This is a genomic window from Mesorhizobium sp. M1A.F.Ca.IN.022.07.1.1 (assembly GCF_003997575.1).
In the GTDB taxonomy this organism is placed as follows: domain Bacteria; phylum Pseudomonadota; class Alphaproteobacteria; order Rhizobiales; family Rhizobiaceae; genus Mesorhizobium.
The window spans coordinates 1-19,493 of sequence record NZ_RZST01000020.1 but is presented as its reverse complement, the minus strand read 5'-3'; the positions used below and the strand labels follow the sequence as shown (position 1 = coordinate 19,493).

The following is a 19,493-nucleotide window of genomic DNA, read 5'->3' as shown; positions in this document are numbered from 1 at the left end:
GATTTGTCGATGACAAGCGCGGTGTCGGGCACCTTGGCGGCCCTTTTGTGCTTTCTGTCGATGACCGCTGCTGCTCCGCGTGCGTTCGCCCAGCAACCGACCGTGCAGCCGGCCGGAGCGATCAAGCCGGACGAGAAGACAACCGAAATCAAGATAGGCTATTTACGGGCCTACGCGCCGCGCCTGACGCTTTCCCTGCTGGACGAGCCGCCGCGTGACGAAGGTGTCGCGGGCGCCAATGTCGCCATCGGCGACAACAACACCACGGGCAGGTTCATCAATCAGAAATTCAGCCTCGACGTCACCGAGATAAAACCGGAGGCCGACGCGGTTCAGGCATTCAACGCGTTGAATGCCAAAGGCGACCGCTATGTGATCGCGGACCTCTCGGCCAAGCAGCTGCTGTCGATCGCCGACATCGCCCGCGACAAGGGCGTGCTGATCTTCAACGTGGGCGCCACCGACGACAGACTGCGCGAGGAGGACTGCCGCATAAACGTCTTCCACATCGCGCCGACGCGAAGCATGCTCGCCGACGCTCTGGCGCAGTATCTGATGGTGAAGAAATGGCCGAACTGGGTGCTGCTCTACGGCTCGCATGACGAGGACCGCCTCTATGCCGACGCGTTGCGCCGCGCGGCAGCCCGCTTCGGCGGGCAGATCGTCGCGGAGAAGGAATTCAAGGATACCGGGACGGCGCGCCGCACTGACACCGGAGCCACGCAGATACAGCAACAGATTTCGGTATTCACGCATGACCTGCCGGAGCATGACGTGCTGCTTGTGGCCGATGAAAGCGAGGTGTTCGGGACCTACGTGCCCTACCGCAGCTGGACGCCGCGGCTCGTCGCAGGCACGGCCGGTCTTGTGGCATCGTCATGGCATCCCGCGAGTGAACAGTGGGGCGGCATTCAAATGCAAAATCGCTTCCTGAAGACGGCAGGCCGGCGAATGATGTCCAAGGACATGTCGGCCTGGACGGCCGTGCGGGCCGTCGGCGAAGCCACCACGCGCACCAATGGTGACGATCCGAAAAAGATCAGCGATTACATCCGCTCGGACGACTTCTCGGTTGCCGCGTTCAAGGGACAGAAGCTGACCTTCCGCAAATGGAACCTCCAGCTTCGCCAGCCGATCCTGCTTGGCGATGCCAAATCGGTCGTCTCGACATCTCCCCAGGAGGGCTATCTCCACCAAGTCTCCGAACTCGACACCCTCGGCATCGATCAGCCGGAAACGAAATGCGTTCTCAGATAGCGCCGATCGGGAGGAATTCGTGCAGAGCCGAGCTTGCGTACTCGCCATTCTCGCAACCGGCGTCATGGCCGGCCCGGCATCGGCCTACACGGCCTATGTCTCAAACGAGAAGGACAATACGATGACCGTCGTCGATACGGCGACCATGCAGGTGGTCAAGACCGTCGACGTCGGCCAGAGACCGCGCGGCATCACCATCTCGCACGACGGCAAGTTCATCTATTTGTGCGCCAGCGACGACAATACGATCCAAATCATCGATACCACGACGCTGCAGGTCGTCGGCACGCTGCCCTCCGGCGACGATCCCGAATTGTTCGTGCTTTCGCCCGACGGCAAGGCGCTCTACGTCGCCAACGAAAACGACAATCTGGTCACCGCGATCGACCTCGACAGCAAGCAAGTCACGTCCGAGATCCCGGTCGGCGTGGAACCCGAAGGCATGGCCGTCAGCCCCGACGGCAAGACCCTGGTCAACACCTCGGAGACCACCAGCATGGCGCATTTCATCGACACCGAGAGCCATGAGGTAACCGACAACGTGCTGGTCGACACGCGCCCGCGCTTCGCCGCGTTCAAGCCCGACGGCTCGCAGGCCTGGGTCAGTGCCGAGATCGGCGGCACCGTCAGCGTCATCGACAACGCCAAGCGCCAGGTCGTGAAGAGGATCAAGTTCGCGATTCCCGGACTGCGAGCCGAAACCATCCAGCCGGTCGGCATCGCCATCAGCGCCGACGGGAAGAAGGCCTATATCGCGCTCGGCCCGGCGAACCATGTCGCAGTGATCAACACCGAAACCTACGAGGTGGAAAACTACATCCTCGTCGGACAGCGCGTCTGGCATCTGGACTTCACCCCGGATCAGAAGACACTGATCACAACGAACGGCAATTCCAACGACATCACTTTCATCGATACGGCGACCGAGGAGCCGGTTCAGTCGGTCACCGTGGGTCAGCAGCCGTGGGGCGTGGTCATATCGCCCAAATAGAAAAGCAGCCGAAAGATTAAGGCCTGAAGCCGGGGCCAAAGACGTCGAGCGCGCTAGATAGCATCCTGAAGGAGCATCCATGCAGCATGCGAGGACGGCGAAAACGGGGATCGGAGCGGCGGCACTCGATGTCGCCGGCGTCAGCCATTCCTATGGCCCGAAGCGGGCGCTCAACGACGTCTCGTTCTCGATCGCGCCGGCGACTTTCACCGCCCTTCTCGGTCTCAACGGCGCCGGCAAGACGACCCTGTTCTCGCTGATCAGCCATCTCTACGACACGCGCCAGGGATCGATCCGCATCTTCGGCCATGACGTCAGCCGTGCGTCCGGCGAGGCACTCAGGCGGGTCGGCATCGTGTTCCAGTCACGCACGCTCGACCTCGACCTGAGCGTATACCAGAACCTCTCCTATCACGCCTCGCTGCACGGCATCGGGCGGCACGAAGCCCGGCAGCGCATTGCAGCGCTGATCCAGACGGTCGACATGCACGGCCGTCAGCATGACAAGGCTCGCAGCCTTTCCGGCGGCCAGATGCGGCGCATCGAGATCGCCCGGGCGCTGCTCCATCGCCCGTCCCTGCTGCTGCTCGACGAGGCGACGGTGGGTCTCGACATCCAGTCGCGCGCGGGCATTCTCGCCACCATCCGCAAGCTGGTCGAAACCGAGGGCATCGGCGTGCTTTGGGCCACCCACCTGATCGACGAGGTTGAAGATGGCGACCATGTCGTCGTGCTGCGGCAAGGTGACCTGGTCGCCAAAGGCAAAGTGGCCGACGTGGTCAAAGCGAGTGGTGCCGCGTCGATCCGCGACGCCTTTTCCAGACTCAGCCGCGGCGAAGCAGCCGGCCAGGCGGAGATCTCGCCATGAGCACTCCCGCAATGCCGGAAAAGGTCGCCGCCGTCACCCCGGTGAAGTCCGACGCGTTCGGCTTTCGTCACTACCTCATCTGCCTCAAAGGCGTCGTCGTGCGGGAAGGGCTGCGCTTCCTGCACCAGCGCGAGCGCTTCATCTCGTCGCTGGTGCGACCGCTCGTCTGGCTGTTCATTTTTGCCGCCGGGTTCCGGCAGGTGCTCGGTGTCTCGATCATCCCGCCCTACAAGACCTACGTGCTCTACGAGGTCTACATCACGCCGGGCTTGTGCGGCATGATCCTGCTGTTCTCGGGCATGCAGTCTTCGCTGTCGATGGTCTACGACCGTGAGATGGGCAATATGCGCATCCTGCTGGTCAGCCCATTTCCCCGCTGGTATCTGCTGGTGTCGAAGATGCTCGCCGGCGTCTCCGTGTCGATCGCGCAGGTTTATGCCTTTCTGATCGTTGCCTGGTTCTGGGGCGTCAAGGCGCCGCCGCTCGGTTACGTATGCGTGCTGCCGGCCCTGTTCCTGTCGGGGATGATGCTTTGCGCGCTCGGCATGCTCCTGTCCTCGATGATCAAGCAGCTCGAGAATTTTGCCGGCATCATGAACTTCGTGATCTTTCCCGGCTATTTCGCGTCGCCGGCGCTCTATCCTTTGTGGCGCATCCAGGAAGCGAGCCCGCTGCTTTACAAGCTCTGCCTCGCCAACCCCTTTACCTATGCCGTCGAGTTGATCCGCTTCGCCTTCTACGGGCAGATCGATTGGGTGTCGCTGGGCGTCGTCGCCGGCTGCACGCTGCTGTTTCTCGGGGGCGCCATCATCGCTTATGACCCTTCGCGCGGACTGATAACCCGCAAACAAGGCGCGGGAGGAAACGGTTGATGGAACGGATGCGCCTGGTTCGCAGCCTGGTTGCGGCTGTCATGCTCATGCCCCACGCCGGCGCCACGGCCGCGAACACCGATCCGGACTGGGCCCTGCATGCAGCGCAAGGTGCCGCAACTGGTCGCCGGGGTGAGCTTGATCGAACGGGAGAGACACGAAGCTAAGGAACTCATCCCTGAGCTAGGCAGTTGTGTTCTGTTCCTGTTTGGCTGTTTGAGAACCCAGCGTTTCATTTGTCCATTGTGAGGTGATGGATGACCGGTCCCTTCGGGCTGGCTAAAGAGGAGAATGCAATGAAGAAGAAGAGCTGGAAGAAACCGACGATGTGCCAGGTTGCCGCGGGCTTCGAGATTTCGCGGTATCTGCCTGCTGAAACGCCTCCCAGGAAGTAGGCCGCAGAGCTGCGTGTCCCTGGCTGTGGGGGCATACATCCCCTTGCCGCTTGAGGTCGTCGAGACGGGGGCTGCCGCGGGAAGCGCGGGCGCGAAGCCGTTTGCCACCGAGAATTTGGCGCCGGTCAAATGGGCCGCAGAGCAGGCATCGCCATGCGCGTGAAGATCATAGGATCGGCGGCGGGAGGCGGCTTTCCGCAATGGAACTGCAACTATCGCCTGAGCCGCTCGGCTCGGAGCGGCATGGCCGGCGTGCATTCGCGGACCCAGTCGTCCATTGCCGTATCGGCTGACGGGACAGGCTGGGTTCTGTTCAACGCGTCGCCCGACATTGGCCGGCAGATTGCGCAAACGCCCGAACTGCAGCCCGCGGCCGATGCGCCGCTGCGCTCGACGCCCATCCGCGCGGTCGTGCTGACGAATGGCGACGTCGACCATGTCGCCGGCCTGCTCAGCCTGCGGGAGCGGCAGCCCTTCGCAATCTATGCAACGGCACAGGTGCTGGCGACGCTGGCGGCGAATTCGATCTTCAACGTTCTCGATCCGGCGATCGTGCCGCGCCGCCTTCTGGCGCCAACGGAGCAAGTGGCGATCTGCAACGCGGACGGCCAGCAGACCGGCGTGGTCGTCGACGCCTTTCCCGTGCCCGGCAAGATCGCGCTCTATCTCGAGCAAAGAGGCGATCCAAGCGCCGATTTCAGCTCCGACACGGGCGCCACGATCGGCGTGCGTATCAGCGGGGCTGGAAGTCGCGCTGCTTTCTTTTACATTCCCGGCTGCGCGGGCATCGATGCCGCCCTGCGCACGCGTCTGGCGGAAGCCGCCTGCCTTCTGTTCGACGGCACTGTCTATACAGACGACGAGATGATCATCGCCGGCGTCGGCCAGAAGACCGGTGCGCGCATGGGGCACATCGCAATGTCTGGAGAAGCGGGTTCGATCGCCGCCTTGGCCGATGTGAGGACCGGCCGCCGCGTCTTCATCCACATCAACAATACCAATCCTGTTCTCGACGAGAGTTCCGCCGAACACGCGGCGGTCAGAGCGGCTGGCTGGGAAATCGGGAGCGACGGAATGGAGATCGAACTTTGAGCGACTTCCACGACGCGGCGCGACATGGTCTGTCCAAGAGCGAGCTCGAGGCCGTGCTGCGGCAGGTCGGCGCCGAGCGTTATCACAACCGCCATCCCTTTCATCACAGGATGACCAGTGGCGTGCTGACGAAGGCCGAAATGCAGGCTTGGGCATTGAACCGCTACTGCTACCAGGCCGTCATTCCGCGCAAGGACGCCATGATCCTGGCGCATGCCGAGGATCCGGCGTTTCGCGCCGCCTGGCGCAAACGCATCGAGGATCACGACGGCGAGGACGGCTGGAGCGGCGGCATCGCGCGCTGGCTGCATCTGGCGACCTCGCTCGGGCTCGATGCCGAAGCCGTCAAGAGCGAAAGGCTGGCGCTGCCGGCGACCCGCTTCGCCGTCGGCGCCTACCTTTCCTTCTGCACGAACCGCACGCTGCTCGAGGCGGTGGCATCGTCGCTGACCGAGATGTTCTCGCCGATCATCATCGGCGAGCGAGTGCCGGCGATGCTGGCCAAATACGACTACATCACCGACGACACGCTGGCCTATTTCAGCCGGCGGCCGGAACAGGCATCGCGCGACGCCGACTTCGCCCTCGCCTATGTGCTGAGCCACGCCGACACGGCCGAGCGCCAGCAGCGGGCGATCGATGCGCTGGTGTTCAAATGCGATATATTGTGGGCGATGCTCGATGCACTTCAACATGCCTATGGCGCGCCGGGAAACGTCCCTCCGGGCGCCTTCCAGCCGGAGGCAACCCGATGATGGCGCTGCGCGAGAGAGCCATCGTCTCCTTGCAATCAATGCCATCGCTGCCGAGGCACGTGCGTATTCAGTACGACCCCGTGCGGCAGGCCTTCGCCGTGCTTTCGCCGGAAAAGGTATTCTGGCCGAACGATATCAGTCTCGACATATTGCGCCGCTGCGACGGGCGGTCCGCGGTCGGCTACATCATCGCTGGTCTTGCGGCCGATTACGATGCTGAACAGGAGGCCGTAGCGGCCGATGTCATCGCCTTCCTGCAGGAATGGTCGGACAAGCTGCTGGTGAAGCTATGAGCGGGCCGCTTCTGCCTCCGATCGGCATGCTGGCGGAACTGACGCATCGCTGCCCGCTGCAGTGCCCTTATTGCTCCAATCCGCTCGAATTGCTCAAGGCGGATCGCGAGCTCGGCACCCAGACCTGGCTCGATCTTTTCTCGCAGGCCGCCGATCTCGGCGTTCTGCAGGTGCATCTGTCGGGCGGCGAGCCGACGCTGCGCCGCGATCTCGAGCAATTGATCGCCGGGCTTTCGGCGCGCGGCGTCTACAGCAATCTCATCACCGCCGGCATCAACATTGCCGAGGGCCGCATCGAGGTCTTTGCCGAAGCCGGGCTCGACCACCTGCAGCTGAGCTTTCAGGGCGCCCGCCCGGCGACGACCGACCGTATCGGCAACCACAGCGGCAGCCACGAAAAGAAGCTGGAGACGGCACGCCGCGCTCGCGCGGCCGGGTTGCCGCTCACCATCAATGCGCCGATCCATCGCCACAACATCGAGGAAGTGCCGGAATTCATCGACCTGGCTCTTTCGCTGGACGCCGAGCGGCTCGAGATCGCCAATGTGCAGTATGCCGGCTGGGCGCTGGCCAATCGCAATATGCTGATGCCCGAACGCGCCGCGGTCGAGCGGCAAGCGGAGATCGTCGCGGCGGCGCAAGAACGGCTTGCCGGCGTCATCAACATCGATTTCGTCCCGCCGGATTATTTCGCCGTCTATCCCAAGCCGTGCATGGGCGGCTGGGCGCGCGACGCCTTCATGGTGACGCCCGACGGCACGGTGCTGCCATGCCATGCCGCGCAGACCATTCCTGCGCTCCGCTTCGAGCGTTTCGGAGAGCGCTCGCTGGCCGAGATCTGGACCGATTCACCGGCATTCAATGCCTTTCGCGGCACCGAATGGATGCAGGAGCCGTGCCGAAGCTGCGAGCGGCGCGAGATCGATTGGGGCGGCTGCAGATGTCAGGCGATGGCGATTGCCGGCGATGCCGCTGCAACGGATCCGGTGTGCATCAAATCGCCGATCCATGCCCGGGTGGGCATGCTCACCGACGAAACGCGGCGCGCCGCGGCAGACAATGCGGCGGGCGAACCCTTCATTTACCGTCGGATAAGAGCTGTGGCGGAGCTCGCCTGACCGTCTTCTCGTAGGTAGGTCCCCAATAGGATAAACCGGAATTCGGCATGGCGGGATTTGGGCGAAAGCGCGTCGCCTGAATCCGTTCCGGCACGACGCGCTTTAGAGAGGGTCAAGGCGCAGTTTGTCCCGGGCGATCTTCCAGGCGGATTCGACGTGGCGCCGTGCCGCGGCTTCCGCCTCCTGCGGCTTACGCGCCCGGATCGCATCCATAATCGCGTTCATCTCGGCGATCGCCGGCTCGCGACGGTTTGCCGAGGCGATCGTCATCGAACGCAGCTGGTTGATGCGCACATTCAACCCGCTGACGATCTCCCAGGCGACACGCTTGTCCGCAGCCTCGAAAAGCGCTTCGTAGAACTTCGTCGTCGCGCGCATCACTGCCGGCGGCTTGCCCGAGGCCCAGGCCTCGAAGAGCTCGCCGAGGGCGTGCTCCAGTACGGCCAGTTGGCCATTGGTGGCCGATTGCGCGCAGGCGCGCGCCGCGATGCCCTCGAGCAAAGCCCTGAGCTCATAGATCTCGTCGGTGCGGCCGATATCCGGTTTGGCCACAGCCGGACCATGCCCGGGGATCATCTGCACAAGGCCTTCAGCCTCCAGCTGCCGCAGGACCTCGCGCACAACCGATCGGCTGACGCCGAGCTGATCGCAAAGCGGCCGCTCGACCAGCCTTTCGCCGGGCTGGAAATGAAAATCCATTATGGCCTCGCGCATGCGCTCAAGGGCCAATGTTCTCAAGGTTTTGGCGCTGCGATCGATGCGAAGCGTGTCGTCCTGCATGTCTCTGCTCCCTTGGCCGCCACGAAAACAGATTCCATGGCCGGTTGACAAGGTATTTGGTGCTCCATACTATGGTATACCATAAGATGACAGAGAAGTTGGCGTTTTCTCGAGCGCCACCTGACAGAGGTTTCCATGCAGCCGGCCATTCGCAAGATCGTCACTTACAGCGAGAACACGCTGATCGAAGGCGGCAAGGCAGCATCCAAGCCGCTGCGCCTGATCGGCGTCGCCGCCGTGCTGACGAACCCCTGGGCGGGTCGCGGCTTCATCGAGGATCTTTCGCCCGAGATCCGCGCCTTTGCGCCGGTGCTTGGAGAAACCCTGACCCGCGAGATCGTTGCCGCCGCCGGCTCGGCCGAGGCGATCGAGGGCTACGGCAAGGCCGCGATCTGCGGCACGTCGGGCGAGATCGAGCATGCCTCGGCGCTGATCCACACACTGCATTTCGGCAATCATTATCGCCGCGCCGTCGCCGCCAAGACCTATCTCGCCTTCACCAATCTGCGTGGTGGGCCGAACACACCGATCATGATTCCGCTGATGGACAAGAATGACGAGGGCCGCCGCTCGCACTATCTGACCGTGCATTTCCAGATCGGCGACGCACCGGCGCCGGACGAGTTGGTCGTGGCGCTCGGTGCTTCGATCGGCGGCCGTCCTCACCATCGCATCGGCGACCGCTATCAGGACCTCAAGGAAGTGGGCGACCTGCATGGATGACGCCGTCGCACCTGGATGGACCCGGGCAGCCGCGCCCGACGGAACCGGCTTTATCCGCGCCGGATCGGGCGCGCCGGTGCTGTTCATCCACGGCGTCGGCATGAACGCGACGATCTGGCAGCCGCAGATCCAGCGGATGGCTGACCGCTTCGACCTGATCGCCATCGACATGCTTGGCCACGGCCGCTCGCCGCTGCCGCCGCAGGAGCCGGAACTCGCCGACTATGCCGCGCAGGCGATCCGGCTGCTCGATCATCTCGGCCTCGACAAGGCGTCCGTCGTCGGTCACTCGATGGGGGCTTTGGTCGCGCAGGAACTCGCGCTGCTAGCGCCGGAGCGCATCCGCCGTGTCGTGTCGCTCAACGCCGTGTTCCGTCGTCCGCCTGATCTGGCCCAAGCCGTGCTCGAGCGCGCGGCGGCGCTCACCGGCCACGGCGATGCGGCGGGGGTCGCCCAGACCATCGCCCGCTGGTTCGGCGATCCGGTTCCGGCCGAGCTCACGGCGGCGGCCGAGAAGGCGGCGGCAGCGTTGAGCGAGGTCGATCCCGAAGGCTACGCCCGCACCTATCGCCTGTTCGCCCGTGCCGACGGCGACCACGCCGAGCGCCTGCAGACCCTGGCCATGCCGGCGCTGTTCATCACCGGCTCCGAGGACAAGAACTCCTCGCCGGCAATGTCGGCCGCCATGGCCAGGCTCGCGCCGCATGGCCGCTGCACCGTTCTCGCCGGCCAAAGGCACATGATGGCGGCGGCGGCACCGGATCTCACCTCACGATGCATCGCCGAGTTCCTGAACGAAGGTGAATGCCTGGAGCAAGGAGCAGCAGCGGACGCCAGCTTCGACAGCGGCGAGTTCCGGCGTGCGCTCGGCTCCTTCCTAACAGGCGTCACCATCGTCACCACGATCGGCGCGGAAGGCGAGCCGCGCGGGTTCACCGCCAACTCGTTCACATCGGTGTCGCTTGATCCGCCGCTGGTGCTGGTCTGCATCGCCCACAAGGCGCTCGGTCATCCGGTGTTCGCGACATCGAAGAGCTTCGCCATCAACATTTTGAACGAGACCCAGAAAGCGGCCTCCGGCATCTTCGCCTCGAAGGTAGCGGATAAATTCGCGTCGGTCGACTGGCGCCCGGGGAAGACCGGCAGTCCGGTTCTCGACGGCTCGGTCGCAACCTTCGACTGCGATATGGAGCGGTTGGTCGAGGCGGGCGACCATTCGATCCTGATCGGCCGCGTCCGCGACTTCCAGCACAATACCTCGCAGCCTCTCGGCTATTGCCGCGGCGCCTACATCACGCCCGGGCTCAGTCAGGAGGCGCTGGCCGCCGCCCAGCCCGGCACCGATGTCGGCGCCATCCTCGAAAACGGCGGCCGTATCCTGTTCCTCGAAACGCCAGACGGCTTCCTCGAACTGCCGCGCGGCCGGGGGCTGGGCTCGGCAAGCGACGGCAAGAGCCTCAACGGGCTTCTGGCCGCAAAGGCCATCGAGGCCCAGCTCGGCTTCCTCTTCGCCGTATGGGACGACGCGGGCAATCCCTCGCGCACCCATGTTTACTATCGCGGTACCTTCGACGTGCCGGCTTCCAGCGATCGCGGCATCCGGCTGATCGACATCGACGCGATCGACGGCTTGAAGATCGCCGATCCGGCCATCCGCTCGATGCTCACCCGCTATGTGCGCGAATGCACTGAAGACGCATTCGGCGTCTATGTCGGCAACGAGGTCGAAGGCGAGGTAAGGCCGCTCGCCAGGACCGCCGCCCTCAATACAGGTGACCAGGGATGAAGTTCTCGCTCTTCGTGCATATGGAACGCTCGGATCTCGCCAAGCCGCATTCGGAGTTGTTGCGCGAGTTGGGTGAGCTGGTCCTGCTGGCGGAACAGGCGGGCTTCGAGACCGCCTGGATCGGCGAGCATCACGGGATGGAGTTCACCATCTCGCCCAATCCATTCATCAACATCGCCTATCTGGCGGCCAAGACCAGCCGCATCCGCCTCGGCACCGGAACCATCATCGCGCCCTTCTGGCACCCGATCAAGCTTGCCGGCGAGGCGGCGATGACCGACGTGATTGCCGGCGGCCGGCTCGACATCGGCATCGCCCGGGGCGCCTACAGCTACGAATATCAGCGGGTCTTCCCCGGGCTCGATGCCTGGGGCGCCGGGCAGCGCATGCGCGAGATCATTCCGGCGATCCGGGGTCTCTGGGACGGCGACTACGAGCACTGCGGCGAATTCTGGCAGTTCCCGCCAACCACCTCCTCTCCCAAGCCGCTGCAAAAACCCTACCCGCCGATCTGGGTGGCGGCGCGCGATCCGAACTCGCACGACTTCGCTGTCGCCAACGGATGCAAGGTCCAAGTGACGCCACTGGCGTCCGGCGACGATGAGGTTGCAAGCCTGATGCAGCGGTTTAACGACGCCTGCGCCGCGCATCCCGAAATCCCGCGTCCGGAAATCATGCTCTTGATGCACACGTTCGTCGCCGAGGACGCCGCCGATGCCGATCGGCTGAGCCAGGATCTGTCGAACTTCTACTGCCAGTTCGGCGCCTGGTTCCAGAACAAGAAGCCGGTGCACCAGGGCATTTTGGAACCGCTGAGCGCCGAAGAGATCGCGGCCATGCCGCAATACGCGCCGGACAACATGCGCCAGAACCTGGTGATCGGCGAGGCGCACGAGGTGGTCGCGCGGCTGAAAGCCTATGAGACGCTAGGCTTCGACCAGTACTCGATCTGGATCGACAGCGGCCTTTCGCACGAGCGCAAGAAGAAATCGCTGCAATTGTTCATCGACCGGGTGATGCCGGCCTTCATCTGATCGCGAACGAACGGGCAAGGCCATGACCGACGCCGCATTCAGGAACTTCATCGACGGCCGCTTCGACGAGCCGTCGGCCAGCTTCGACAGCGTCGATCCGTCGACCGGTGCGCCATGGGCGAAGATGCCGGCGGCGGATGAAGCCGATGTCGACCGCGCCGTCGAGGCCGCGCATCGTGCGCTGCGCACCGGCCCTTGGGCATCGATGACAGCAACCGCGCGAGGCAAGCTGCTGGTCAGGCTCGGCGACCTCGTGGCCGCCAATGCGGGCCGCCTGGCCGAGCTGGAGACGCGCGACACCGGCAAGATCATCCGCGAGACGCGCGCCCAGATCGCCTATGTCGGCGACTATTACCGCTACTATGGCGGGCTCGCCGACAAGCATGAAGGCGCGCATGTGCCGATCGACAAGGCCGATCTCGACGTCACCATCCGCCGCGAGCCGATCGGCGTCGTCGCCGCGGTGGTGCCGTGGAACTCGCAGCTCTTCCTCTCGGCGGTCAAGCTCGGCCCGGCGCTTGCCGCGGGCTGCACGGTGGTGCTCAAGGCCTCAGAAGACGGCCCGGCACCGCTGCTCGCCTTCGCCGAGTTGGTCAGCGAAGCCGGCTTTCCGGCCGGCACCGTCAATATCCTCACGGGCTTCGGCCAGGAGTGCGGACGGCGCCTGACCAGTCATCCGCTGGTCTCGCGCGTCGCTTTCACCGGCGGCCCGGCCACGGCGCGCGCCATCGTCAGGAACACGGCGGAAAACCTCGCGCACACGACCCTCGAGCTCGGCGGCAAGAGCCCGGTAGTCGTCTTCGCCGACGCCGACCTCGACAGCGCCGCCAATGCGGTTGTCGCCGGCATCTTTGCGGCGACCGGACAGAGCTGCGTCGCCGGCTCGCGCCTGCTCATCGAGCGCTCCGCGAGGCAAGAATTCCTCGGCCGGTTGAAGCGCAAGGCCGAGGCGATCCGCATCGGCGATCCTCAGGATCCGGCCACCGAAATGGGGCCGCTCGCGACCCTGCGCCAGCGCGACCGGATCGAGACCATCGTCGCCGAAAGCCTCGCCGCCGGCGGCACGCTGGTCACCGGCGGCAAACGCCCCGACGCCGGCGCTGGCTTCTACTATGCACCGACGATTGTCGATGCCGGTGATAGCAACCTGCCCTGCGTGCGCGAGGAATTGTTCGGGCCGGTGTTGAGCGTGCTCGCCTTCAACACCGAGGCCGAGGCATTGGCTCTAGCCAACGACACGCCCTTCGGTCTCGCCTCCGGCGTCTTCACCTCGAATCTCGGCAAGGCGCACCGCATGGCGCGCGACATCCGTGCCGGCGTCGTCTGGGTCAACACCTATCGCGCCGTGTCGCCGCTCGTTCCCTTCGGCGGCTACGGGTTGTCGGGTCTTGGCCGCGAAGGCGGGCTCGACGCCATCCGCGACTACACGCGCTCGAAATCGGTCTGGATCAAGACCTCGGACGAGCCGATTCCCGATCCCTTCGTCATGCGCTGAGAACGCATGCCGAGGGTGCAGCGACAAGAACAAGAAACGGAACAGAGAAATCAGAGGAGAATGACATGAGACTGATCTTAGCCGGCGTGCTCGCCGGACTGCTATCGGCAACCGCCGCCAAGGCCGACGAAATGGTATTCACCAGCTGGGGCGGCACCACGCAGGAAGCGCAGGCCAAGTCCTGGGCCGAGCCGTTCGCGGCGAGCTCCGGCATCAAGGTGCTGCAGGACGGCCCGACCGACTACGGCAAGCTGAAGGCCATGGTCGACGCCAAGAACGTCACCTGGGACGTGGTCGACGTGGAAATGGATTTCGCCATCAAGGCCGCCAAGGACGGGCTGCTCGAGCCGATCGACTTCGCCGCCGTGCCGAAGGCCGATCTCGACCCGCGCTTCAGCAACGAGCACGCCGTCGGCAGCTTCTACTATTCCTTCGTGCTGGCCTGGAACAAGGGCGCCGTTTCGGGTGAGCCGACAAGCTGGGCCGACATGTTCGACACCAAGAAGTTTCCCGGCAAACGGACCTTCTACAAATGGTCGGCGCCGGGCGTGATCGAGATCGCGCTGCTCGCCGACGGCGTGCCGGCGGACAAGCTCTATCCGCTCGATCTCGAGCGGGCCTTCAAGAAGCTCGACACGATCAAGTCGGACATCGTCTGGTGGGGCGGCGGCGCGGAGTCGCAGCAGCTCATCGCTTCGGGCGAGGCTGCCTTCGGGCAGCTCTGGAACGGCCGTGTCTTTGCGCTCGAGAAGGACGGCGCCGATGTCGGCGTCTCCTGGAACCAGAACCTCACCGCCGCTGACGTTCTCGTCGTGCCGAAGGGCGCCAAGAACAAGGACAGCGCGATGAAGTTCCTCGCCGCCGCGACCAGCCCGACCGGCCAGGCGAAATTCGCCGAGGCAAGCGGCTACGCGCCGATCAACACCAAGGCCAAGGCGGAAATGCCCGCCGACGTGGTGAAAGGGCTGCCCGACGCGCACGTCGAGAGTCAGATCAATCTCGACATGAACTACTGGGCCGAGCACCGCGACGAGATCGCCACGCGCTGGTACGCCTGGCAGACCAAGTAGCGCCACAGCAAGCCGGGGGCGCGGCAAGCCGCTCCCCTTCGGGACGACGGGAACCGCTCGATGCAAGCACACTCCCTCAGCCGCGGCTCGATTGCCGGCCTGCCGGCCGGCAGCGGCGGCGCCCTGCCGGCCCTGGTGCTGGTCGGCCTGTTCTTTGTCGTGCCGGTGGTCGCGCTCTTGCTGCGCAGCGTCACCGATCCCGAGCCCGGCCTGCAGAACTATGCCGCGCTGTTCGGCAGCGGCACTTATGTGCGGGTGTTTCTCAACACCTTCCTGGTCGCGGCCGTCGTTACCGTCGTGACCATCCTCGTCGCGTTTCCGGTCGCCTGGATGCTGGCGATCATGCCGCCGGCGCTCGGTTCGGTCGTCTTCGGCATCATCATCCTGTCGATGTGGACCAATCTCCTCACCCGCACCTATGCCTGGATGGTGCTTTTGCAGCGCACCGGTGTGATCAACCGGGCGCTGATGGGGCTCGGCGTCATCCACGAGCCGCTGCCGCTCATCAACAATTTGACCGGCGTCACCATCGGCATGGTCTACATCATGCTGCCCTTCATGATCCTGCCGCTGGTCGGCACGCTGCGCGCCATCGATCCGATGACGCTGCGCGCCGCCGCCCTTTGCGGCGCTAGCCCGTCGCAGGCATTCCGCCGCATCCTGCTACCGCTGTCGCTGCCCGGCATCGCCGCCGGCGGGCTGATGGTCTTCGTCATGTCGCTCGGCTATTTCGTGACGCCCGCGCTGCTCGGCGGCACATCGAACATGATGCTCGCCGAAATGATCACCCAGACGGTGCAGTCGCTGCTCAACTGGGGGCTCGGAAGTGCTGCGGCCTTCGTGCTGCTCGCCGTCACCATGGTGCTCTACGCGATCCAATTGCGCATGGTCGGCGCCAGGCGCCTCGCCGGAGGGCTCTAAGATGCTGCTCGACTACGACCGGCTCGGATGGCTGCGTGCGGCGCTCGCCGGCTTCACTGCGCTCATCGCGGCTTTCCTTCTGTTACCGGTGGTCTTCATCGTCCTGTTGTCGTTCGGCTCGTCGCGCTGGCTGGCCTTTCCGCCACCCGGCTGGACGCTGAAATGGTATCAGGAACTGCTCGCCGACCCGGCCTGGGTCGACGCCGCTTTGACCAGCGCGAAGATCGCCGCGATGGCCGCCATCCTCGCGGTTCTGATCGGCCTGCTCGCCTCCTTTAGCCTGGTCAGGGGCGAGTTTCGCGGCCGGCAGCTCCTGCGCGGCCTGCTGCTGACGCCGATGGTGCTGCCGGTGGTGGTTTTCGCCATCGCCATCTACTCCTTTTTCCTGCGCATCGGGCTCGCCGGCACGACGATCGGTTTCGTCATCGCCCACACCATCCTGGCGCTGCCCTTCGCCATCATTCCGATCGCCACCGCGCTCGAAGGTTTCGACAAATCCATCGAGGACGCGGCGATCGTGTGCGGCGCCAGTCCGCTGCAGGCAAGGCTCAGGATCACCCTGCCCTCGATCCGCATCGGCATCTTCTCGGCGGCGATCTTTTCCTTCCTCGCCTCATGGGACGAGGTGGTGGTGGCGATCTTCATGGCGAGCCCGACCCTGCAGACCTTGCCGGTGAAGATCTGGGGCAGCCTGCGTGCCGATCTGAGCCCGGTCGTCGCCGCCGCCTCCAGCCTGCTCGTCGGCCTCACCCTATGCCTGATGATCGTCACCGCACTCCTTCGCAGGGGACTGTCCAGATGACCCGGCCATTCCTGTCCATCCGCGCGGTGAGAAAGGCGTTCGGAGCCTTCGTCGCCGTCCACGACGTCACCATCGATGTACCGAAGGGCGAATTCCTGACCTTTCTCGGGCCGTCCGGCTCCGGCAAGTCGACGACGCTCTATGCGATCGCCGGTTTCCAGGACCCGACGGCGGGCGACGTGCTTTTGGAAGACAAGTCGCTGCTTTCGGTGCCGTCGCACAAGCGCAACATCGGCATGGTCTTCCAGCGCTACACGCTGTTCCCGCATCTGAGCGTCGCCGAGAACGTTGCCTTTCCGCTGCGGGTGCGCCGCCGGCCGGATGCCGAAGTGAAGCGCAAGGTCGCCGATATGCTGGCGCTGGTGCGCCTGGAAAAATTCGCTGAGCGCTACCCCGGCGCGCTGTCCGGCGGCCAGCAGCAGCGCGTGGCGCTTGCCCGCGCGCTCGCCTACGATCCCCCGATCCTGTTGATGGACGAGCCGCTCTCGGCCCTCGACAAGAAACTGCGCCAGGAAATCCAGGCCGAGATCCGCCGCATCCACCGCGAGACCGGCGTCACCATCCTCTATGTCACGCACGACCAGGAGGAGGCGCTGCATCTTTCCGACCGCATCGCCTTGTTCAAGGAAGGCCGCATCGAGCAGATCGGCACCGGCGAGGATCTTTATCTCAGACCCGCGAGCGAGTTCGTCGCCGGCTTCATCGGCAATTCCAACTTCCTGCCGGCGGAGCACCTCGAAACAGAGAACGGCGTTGCCTTGGTGCGGCTGGCCGATGGCTCGATCGTCAAGGGCGTGAAAGCCACACAGGCGCTCGGCCGCGGCCAAAAGGCCAGGCTGATGGTGCGGCCGGAAGCGTTCCGCCTGACCCCCATGGAGGGGAATGCATCGCTTGCCGTCGAGATCGTCGACACCGCCTTCTTCGGCGATCGCCGGCGCGTCGTGGCGCGCACGGGGTCGGGCGACGAGATCGACATCAGGCCAACTTCGGATACAGCCGAACCGGGCGGCACCGATGCCGCTTCGGGACGGCAGATTTTCTTCGATCCCGCTACGGCCTTCCTGTTTCGGGTCTGAAGCCGGGCTGGGTCATCCCCGCGACTGGCTCGCCGCCATCCAGTGCCACGTCGTCACAACCGCGACATGGCCGGCGCCTCGATCACCGTCATGCATCTCGATGACGAATTGCAACGCATGATCGACCATCCGTGCGACTGCGCCATGTTCCGGAGCTGAGCGAGATGGACTTCACGTCCGGGGATTTGAAAGCCCTTTTCGGCACTTTCTCCGAGCGGATGGCGACGGAACGCGACAGGCTCTGCGCGCTCGACGGAGTGATCGGGGACGCCGACCACGGCGTCGCCATGGAACAAGGCATGAAAGCCGCGGCCGAAGCGGCGCAAGCCGCCGAAGGCACGCTGCGGGATTATATTCAATACCGCGGCCAAAGGCTTTCTCAACGCAGTCGGCGCCTCCTCCGGACCGCTCTACGCAACCGCGCTTTTGCGCGCCGTCAAGGCCGCGGGTCCGCGCGCATCGATGCCGACCGGCGAGTTGCGTACCATCATTGCGGCGATGCGCGACGGCATCGCCCAGCGTGGCAAGGCGGAACTCGGCCAGAGGACAATGCTCGACGCCTGGGGCCGGCCGCCGACGCGGCAGTCAATGGCCGCAACGCCGATGCCATAGCCGCCGCTGCCCGCCGGGGCGCGGAAGCGACGCGCGACATGATCGCAACCGTCGGTCGCGCCGCGCGTCTCGGCGAGCGCTCGCTCGGCAATGCGGACCCCGGCTCGGTCTCGGCCGCAATGCTGGTCGAAGAAATCTGCAGGGCGATAAAGATCGCTTAGGCGGTGTGCCGCCATGCGATCAGCACTTGCCAGCAGGCCTGCATTCGATACAGGAGGCGCTTCAGCCGTTTACGATCGATTGTATCGATCAACTCTCCAGCGACATGACGGCAAGGTGAAGCGCGCGCACGCCTTTTTTAATGATCGCCTCATGTCGGCGTCGTGCGAGGACGGCCGTGTAGACGGGCTGATGCAGAGTTGGAGCTTCTTCCACGATGTGGGAGGGGCGCTCGGCGGCGAAGCGTCGCGCATCGTCGGCGCGCATGTAGCATGTGCCGCCGGCCCGCCGCAGCATATTGTCCGCAAGCGTCTCGGACCCCATCGAAAGCCGGCACGCAGTCAGGTTTGGCAGCGCCTCGGCATGAGCCTTCTCGAGCGCCACCGTGTAACCCGGCCGGATGTAACTTTCGGGGCTTACATCGCAAAGCCTTCGCGCCGTGGTCGATACCATCACATATTCTTCGACCATGAGCTGGTCATACGTGATCTCGGGCAGGTAGCGCGGAGCGTAAACAACGGCAATATCAAGGTTTCCCAGGCTCAGATCCGATATCATCTGCGGCGAATAATCGGATTCGACGTGGATCGAGGACTGGGGCAAGACTTGCAACAGCATTTCCAGCCAACCAGGCAGGATCGAGCGGGTCATCCCGACCTGGGCAGCGACCCGTAGGCTCCCCTCGAACCTGTTGAAGGCGCGCACATCGTGACGCGCCTGGGACCAGGTCGACAGCATCGACCGCGCGTAGGCCTCAAACCGCCGCCCTGCCGCCGTTGGCTCGGCACCGGCGCGTCCGCGGTGGAAGAGCTCGGATCCAACGGCGGTTTCCAAGTTCTTGATACGGGTGCTGACCGTCGATTGCGTCAGTCCGAGGCGCTCCGCCGATCGGTTGAAGTTCCGCGATTCGATGATGTCCAGAAAGGTCTCGACCTGTTCCAGTTGCATAGGCAAGCCAATCGATTTTTACGATCGTATCGGCCCGATCATACGCTTGATCCAAACACTGACAAGGCGGAAGTTCGATGCAGGAATCCAGGGGCGTTCAGCGGCGCCCGCATCATCAAGAGGGACAAGTGTTCATAGTCGATTGCGATTGCCACAACTACTGGTCCAGCGCGACGGTGCTGGAGCCCTACCTGTCCGGCGTCTGGAAAGACATGTTCATCGAAGGCGAGAAGACCGGCCCCGTCGGCGCCTTTCCGCACGGCCATCGCCCCTGGTTTCATCCGCAGGATTTCTCCCGGAAGGACGTGCGGCCGAAGGTCGAGGCGGACAATTACCTGATCATGAAGGAGAAGCACCTCGATAAATACAATATCGGAGTGGCAATCCTGACTGGCGACGAGCCGATCGAGGCTTCGACGCTGGCAAATCCCTATTACGCCAGCGCG

At 64.4% G+C, this 19,493-nt stretch carries 20 protein-coding genes and 1 pseudogene; 19 read left to right on the top strand and 2 right to left on the bottom strand.

The window, feature by feature from the left end; translation table 11 throughout:
* The first annotated feature begins 9 nt into the window (after positions 1-9).
* From EOA75_RS04780 to pqqE, 8 genes are all read left to right on the top strand, one after another.
* A complete protein-coding gene (locus EOA75_RS04780) occupies positions 10-1,257 on the top strand; it encodes an ABC transporter substrate-binding protein (protein ID WP_127323741.1) in 1,248 nt (415 codons plus the stop codon).
* Between the two features lie 19 nt (positions 1,258-1,276).
* The gene (locus tag EOA75_RS04775; RefSeq protein ID WP_127323740.1) at positions 1,277-2,248 is read left to right on the top strand and encodes a YVTN family beta-propeller repeat protein; all 972 of its coding nucleotides are present in this window, start codon (positions 1,277-1,279) and stop codon (positions 2,246-2,248) included.
* Between the two features lie 79 nt (positions 2,249-2,327).
* Positions 2,328-3,116 carry an ATP-binding cassette domain-containing protein gene (locus EOA75_RS04770; RefSeq protein WP_127323739.1) on the top strand — a complete coding sequence of 263 codons (789 nt, stop codon included), beginning with the start codon at positions 2,328-2,330 and terminating at the stop codon, positions 3,114-3,116.
* Positions 3,117-3,127: 11 nt separating this feature from the next.
* Complete coding sequence (locus EOA75_RS04765; protein WP_164746839.1) at positions 3,128-3,988, top strand: ABC transporter permease; 861 nt, start codon at positions 3,128-3,130, stop codon at positions 3,986-3,988.
* Positions 3,989-4,536: 548 nt separating this feature from the next.
* Complete coding sequence (pqqB, locus tag EOA75_RS04755; RefSeq protein WP_127323748.1) at positions 4,537-5,475, top strand: pyrroloquinoline quinone biosynthesis protein PqqB; 939 nt, start codon at positions 4,537-4,539, stop codon at positions 5,473-5,475.
* Positions 5,472-6,230, top strand: coding sequence for a pyrroloquinoline-quinone synthase PqqC (gene pqqC / locus EOA75_RS04750; RefSeq protein WP_095826027.1), 759 nt, complete (start codon positions 5,472-5,474; stop codon positions 6,228-6,230). Before pqqB ends, pqqC begins: the two co-directional genes overlap by 4 nt.
* On the top strand, positions 6,227-6,523 hold the full coding sequence (pqqD, locus tag EOA75_RS04745) for a pyrroloquinoline quinone biosynthesis peptide chaperone PqqD (protein ID WP_127213794.1): 297 nt from the start codon (positions 6,227-6,229) through the stop codon (positions 6,521-6,523). The genes pqqC and pqqD overlap by 4 nt, the downstream gene beginning before the upstream one ends.
* Positions 6,520-7,641: a pyrroloquinoline quinone biosynthesis protein PqqE gene (gene pqqE, locus EOA75_RS04740; protein WP_127323738.1), complete on the top strand. Its 1,122-nt coding sequence runs from the start codon at positions 6,520-6,522 to the stop codon at positions 7,639-7,641. Before pqqD ends, pqqE begins: the two co-directional genes overlap by 4 nt.
* 102 nt (positions 7,642-7,743) lie before the next feature.
* Here pqqE and EOA75_RS04735 read toward each other — a convergent pair whose 3' ends face one another.
* Entirely contained in the window at positions 7,744-8,421 is a 678-nt protein-coding gene (locus EOA75_RS04735) for a GntR family transcriptional regulator (RefSeq protein WP_095777416.1), read from the bottom strand.
* A gap of 135 nt (positions 8,422-8,556) precedes the next feature.
* Between EOA75_RS04735 and EOA75_RS04730 the strand changes: the two genes are divergently transcribed.
* From EOA75_RS04730 to EOA75_RS35720, 10 genes are all read left to right on the top strand, one after another.
* Positions 8,557-9,144, top strand: coding sequence for an amino acid synthesis family protein (locus tag EOA75_RS04730; protein ID WP_067328500.1), 588 nt, complete (start codon positions 8,557-8,559; stop codon positions 9,142-9,144).
* A complete protein-coding gene (locus EOA75_RS35545; RefSeq protein ID WP_127323737.1) occupies positions 9,137-10,930 on the top strand; it encodes an alpha/beta fold hydrolase in 1,794 nt (597 codons plus the stop codon). Before EOA75_RS04730 ends, EOA75_RS35545 begins: the two co-directional genes overlap by 8 nt.
* Positions 10,927-11,964, top strand: a complete 1,038-nt coding sequence (locus tag EOA75_RS04720) for an LLM class flavin-dependent oxidoreductase (RefSeq protein ID WP_127323736.1) — start codon at positions 10,927-10,929, stop codon at positions 11,962-11,964. Before EOA75_RS35545 ends, EOA75_RS04720 begins: the two co-directional genes overlap by 4 nt.
* Before the next feature lie 22 nt (positions 11,965-11,986).
* Complete coding sequence (locus EOA75_RS04715) at positions 11,987-13,459, top strand: aldehyde dehydrogenase (protein ID WP_127323735.1); 1,473 nt, start codon at positions 11,987-11,989, stop codon at positions 13,457-13,459.
* Between the two features lie 65 nt (positions 13,460-13,524).
* Positions 13,525-14,529 carry an ABC transporter substrate-binding protein gene (locus EOA75_RS04710; protein ID WP_095826033.1) on the top strand — a complete coding sequence of 335 codons (1,005 nt, stop codon included), beginning with the start codon at positions 13,525-13,527 and terminating at the stop codon, positions 14,527-14,529.
* Positions 14,530-14,589: 60 nt separating this feature from the next.
* The gene (locus EOA75_RS04705; RefSeq protein WP_127323734.1) at positions 14,590-15,450 is read left to right on the top strand and encodes an ABC transporter permease; all 861 of its coding nucleotides are present in this window, start codon (positions 14,590-14,592) and stop codon (positions 15,448-15,450) included.
* Between the two features lies 1 nt (position 15,451).
* Positions 15,452-16,252, top strand: coding sequence for an ABC transporter permease (locus EOA75_RS04700; RefSeq protein ID WP_127323733.1), 801 nt, complete (start codon positions 15,452-15,454; stop codon positions 16,250-16,252).
* Positions 16,249-17,328 (top strand): ABC transporter ATP-binding protein, encoded by a 1,080-nt coding sequence (locus EOA75_RS04695; protein WP_127323732.1) that lies wholly within the window; start codon positions 16,249-16,251, stop codon positions 17,326-17,328. The genes EOA75_RS04700 and EOA75_RS04695 overlap by 4 nt, the downstream gene beginning before the upstream one ends.
* 348 nt (positions 17,329-17,676) lie before the next feature.
* A complete protein-coding gene (locus tag EOA75_RS35725; protein ID WP_348628651.1) occupies positions 17,677-17,940 on the top strand; it encodes a DAK2 domain-containing protein in 264 nt (87 codons plus the stop codon).
* On the top strand, positions 17,889-18,101 hold the full coding sequence (locus EOA75_RS35720; RefSeq protein WP_348628650.1) for a DAK2 domain-containing protein: 213 nt from the start codon (positions 17,889-17,891) through the stop codon (positions 18,099-18,101). The genes EOA75_RS35725 and EOA75_RS35720 overlap by 52 nt, the downstream gene beginning before the upstream one ends.
* Before the next feature lie 88 nt (positions 18,102-18,189).
* Here the strand turns inward: EOA75_RS35720 and EOA75_RS04685 are convergent, their stop codons facing one another.
* Positions 18,190-19,047: a LysR family transcriptional regulator gene (locus tag EOA75_RS04685; RefSeq protein WP_127323731.1), complete on the bottom strand. Its 858-nt coding sequence runs from the start codon at positions 19,045-19,047 to the stop codon at positions 18,190-18,192.
* A gap of 128 nt (positions 19,048-19,175) precedes the next feature.
* On the opposite strand from EOA75_RS04685, the pseudogene EOA75_RS04680 reads away from it, so the two are divergent.
* A pseudogene (locus tag EOA75_RS04680) lies at positions 19,176-19,493 on the top strand (amidohydrolase); the annotation flags it as partial.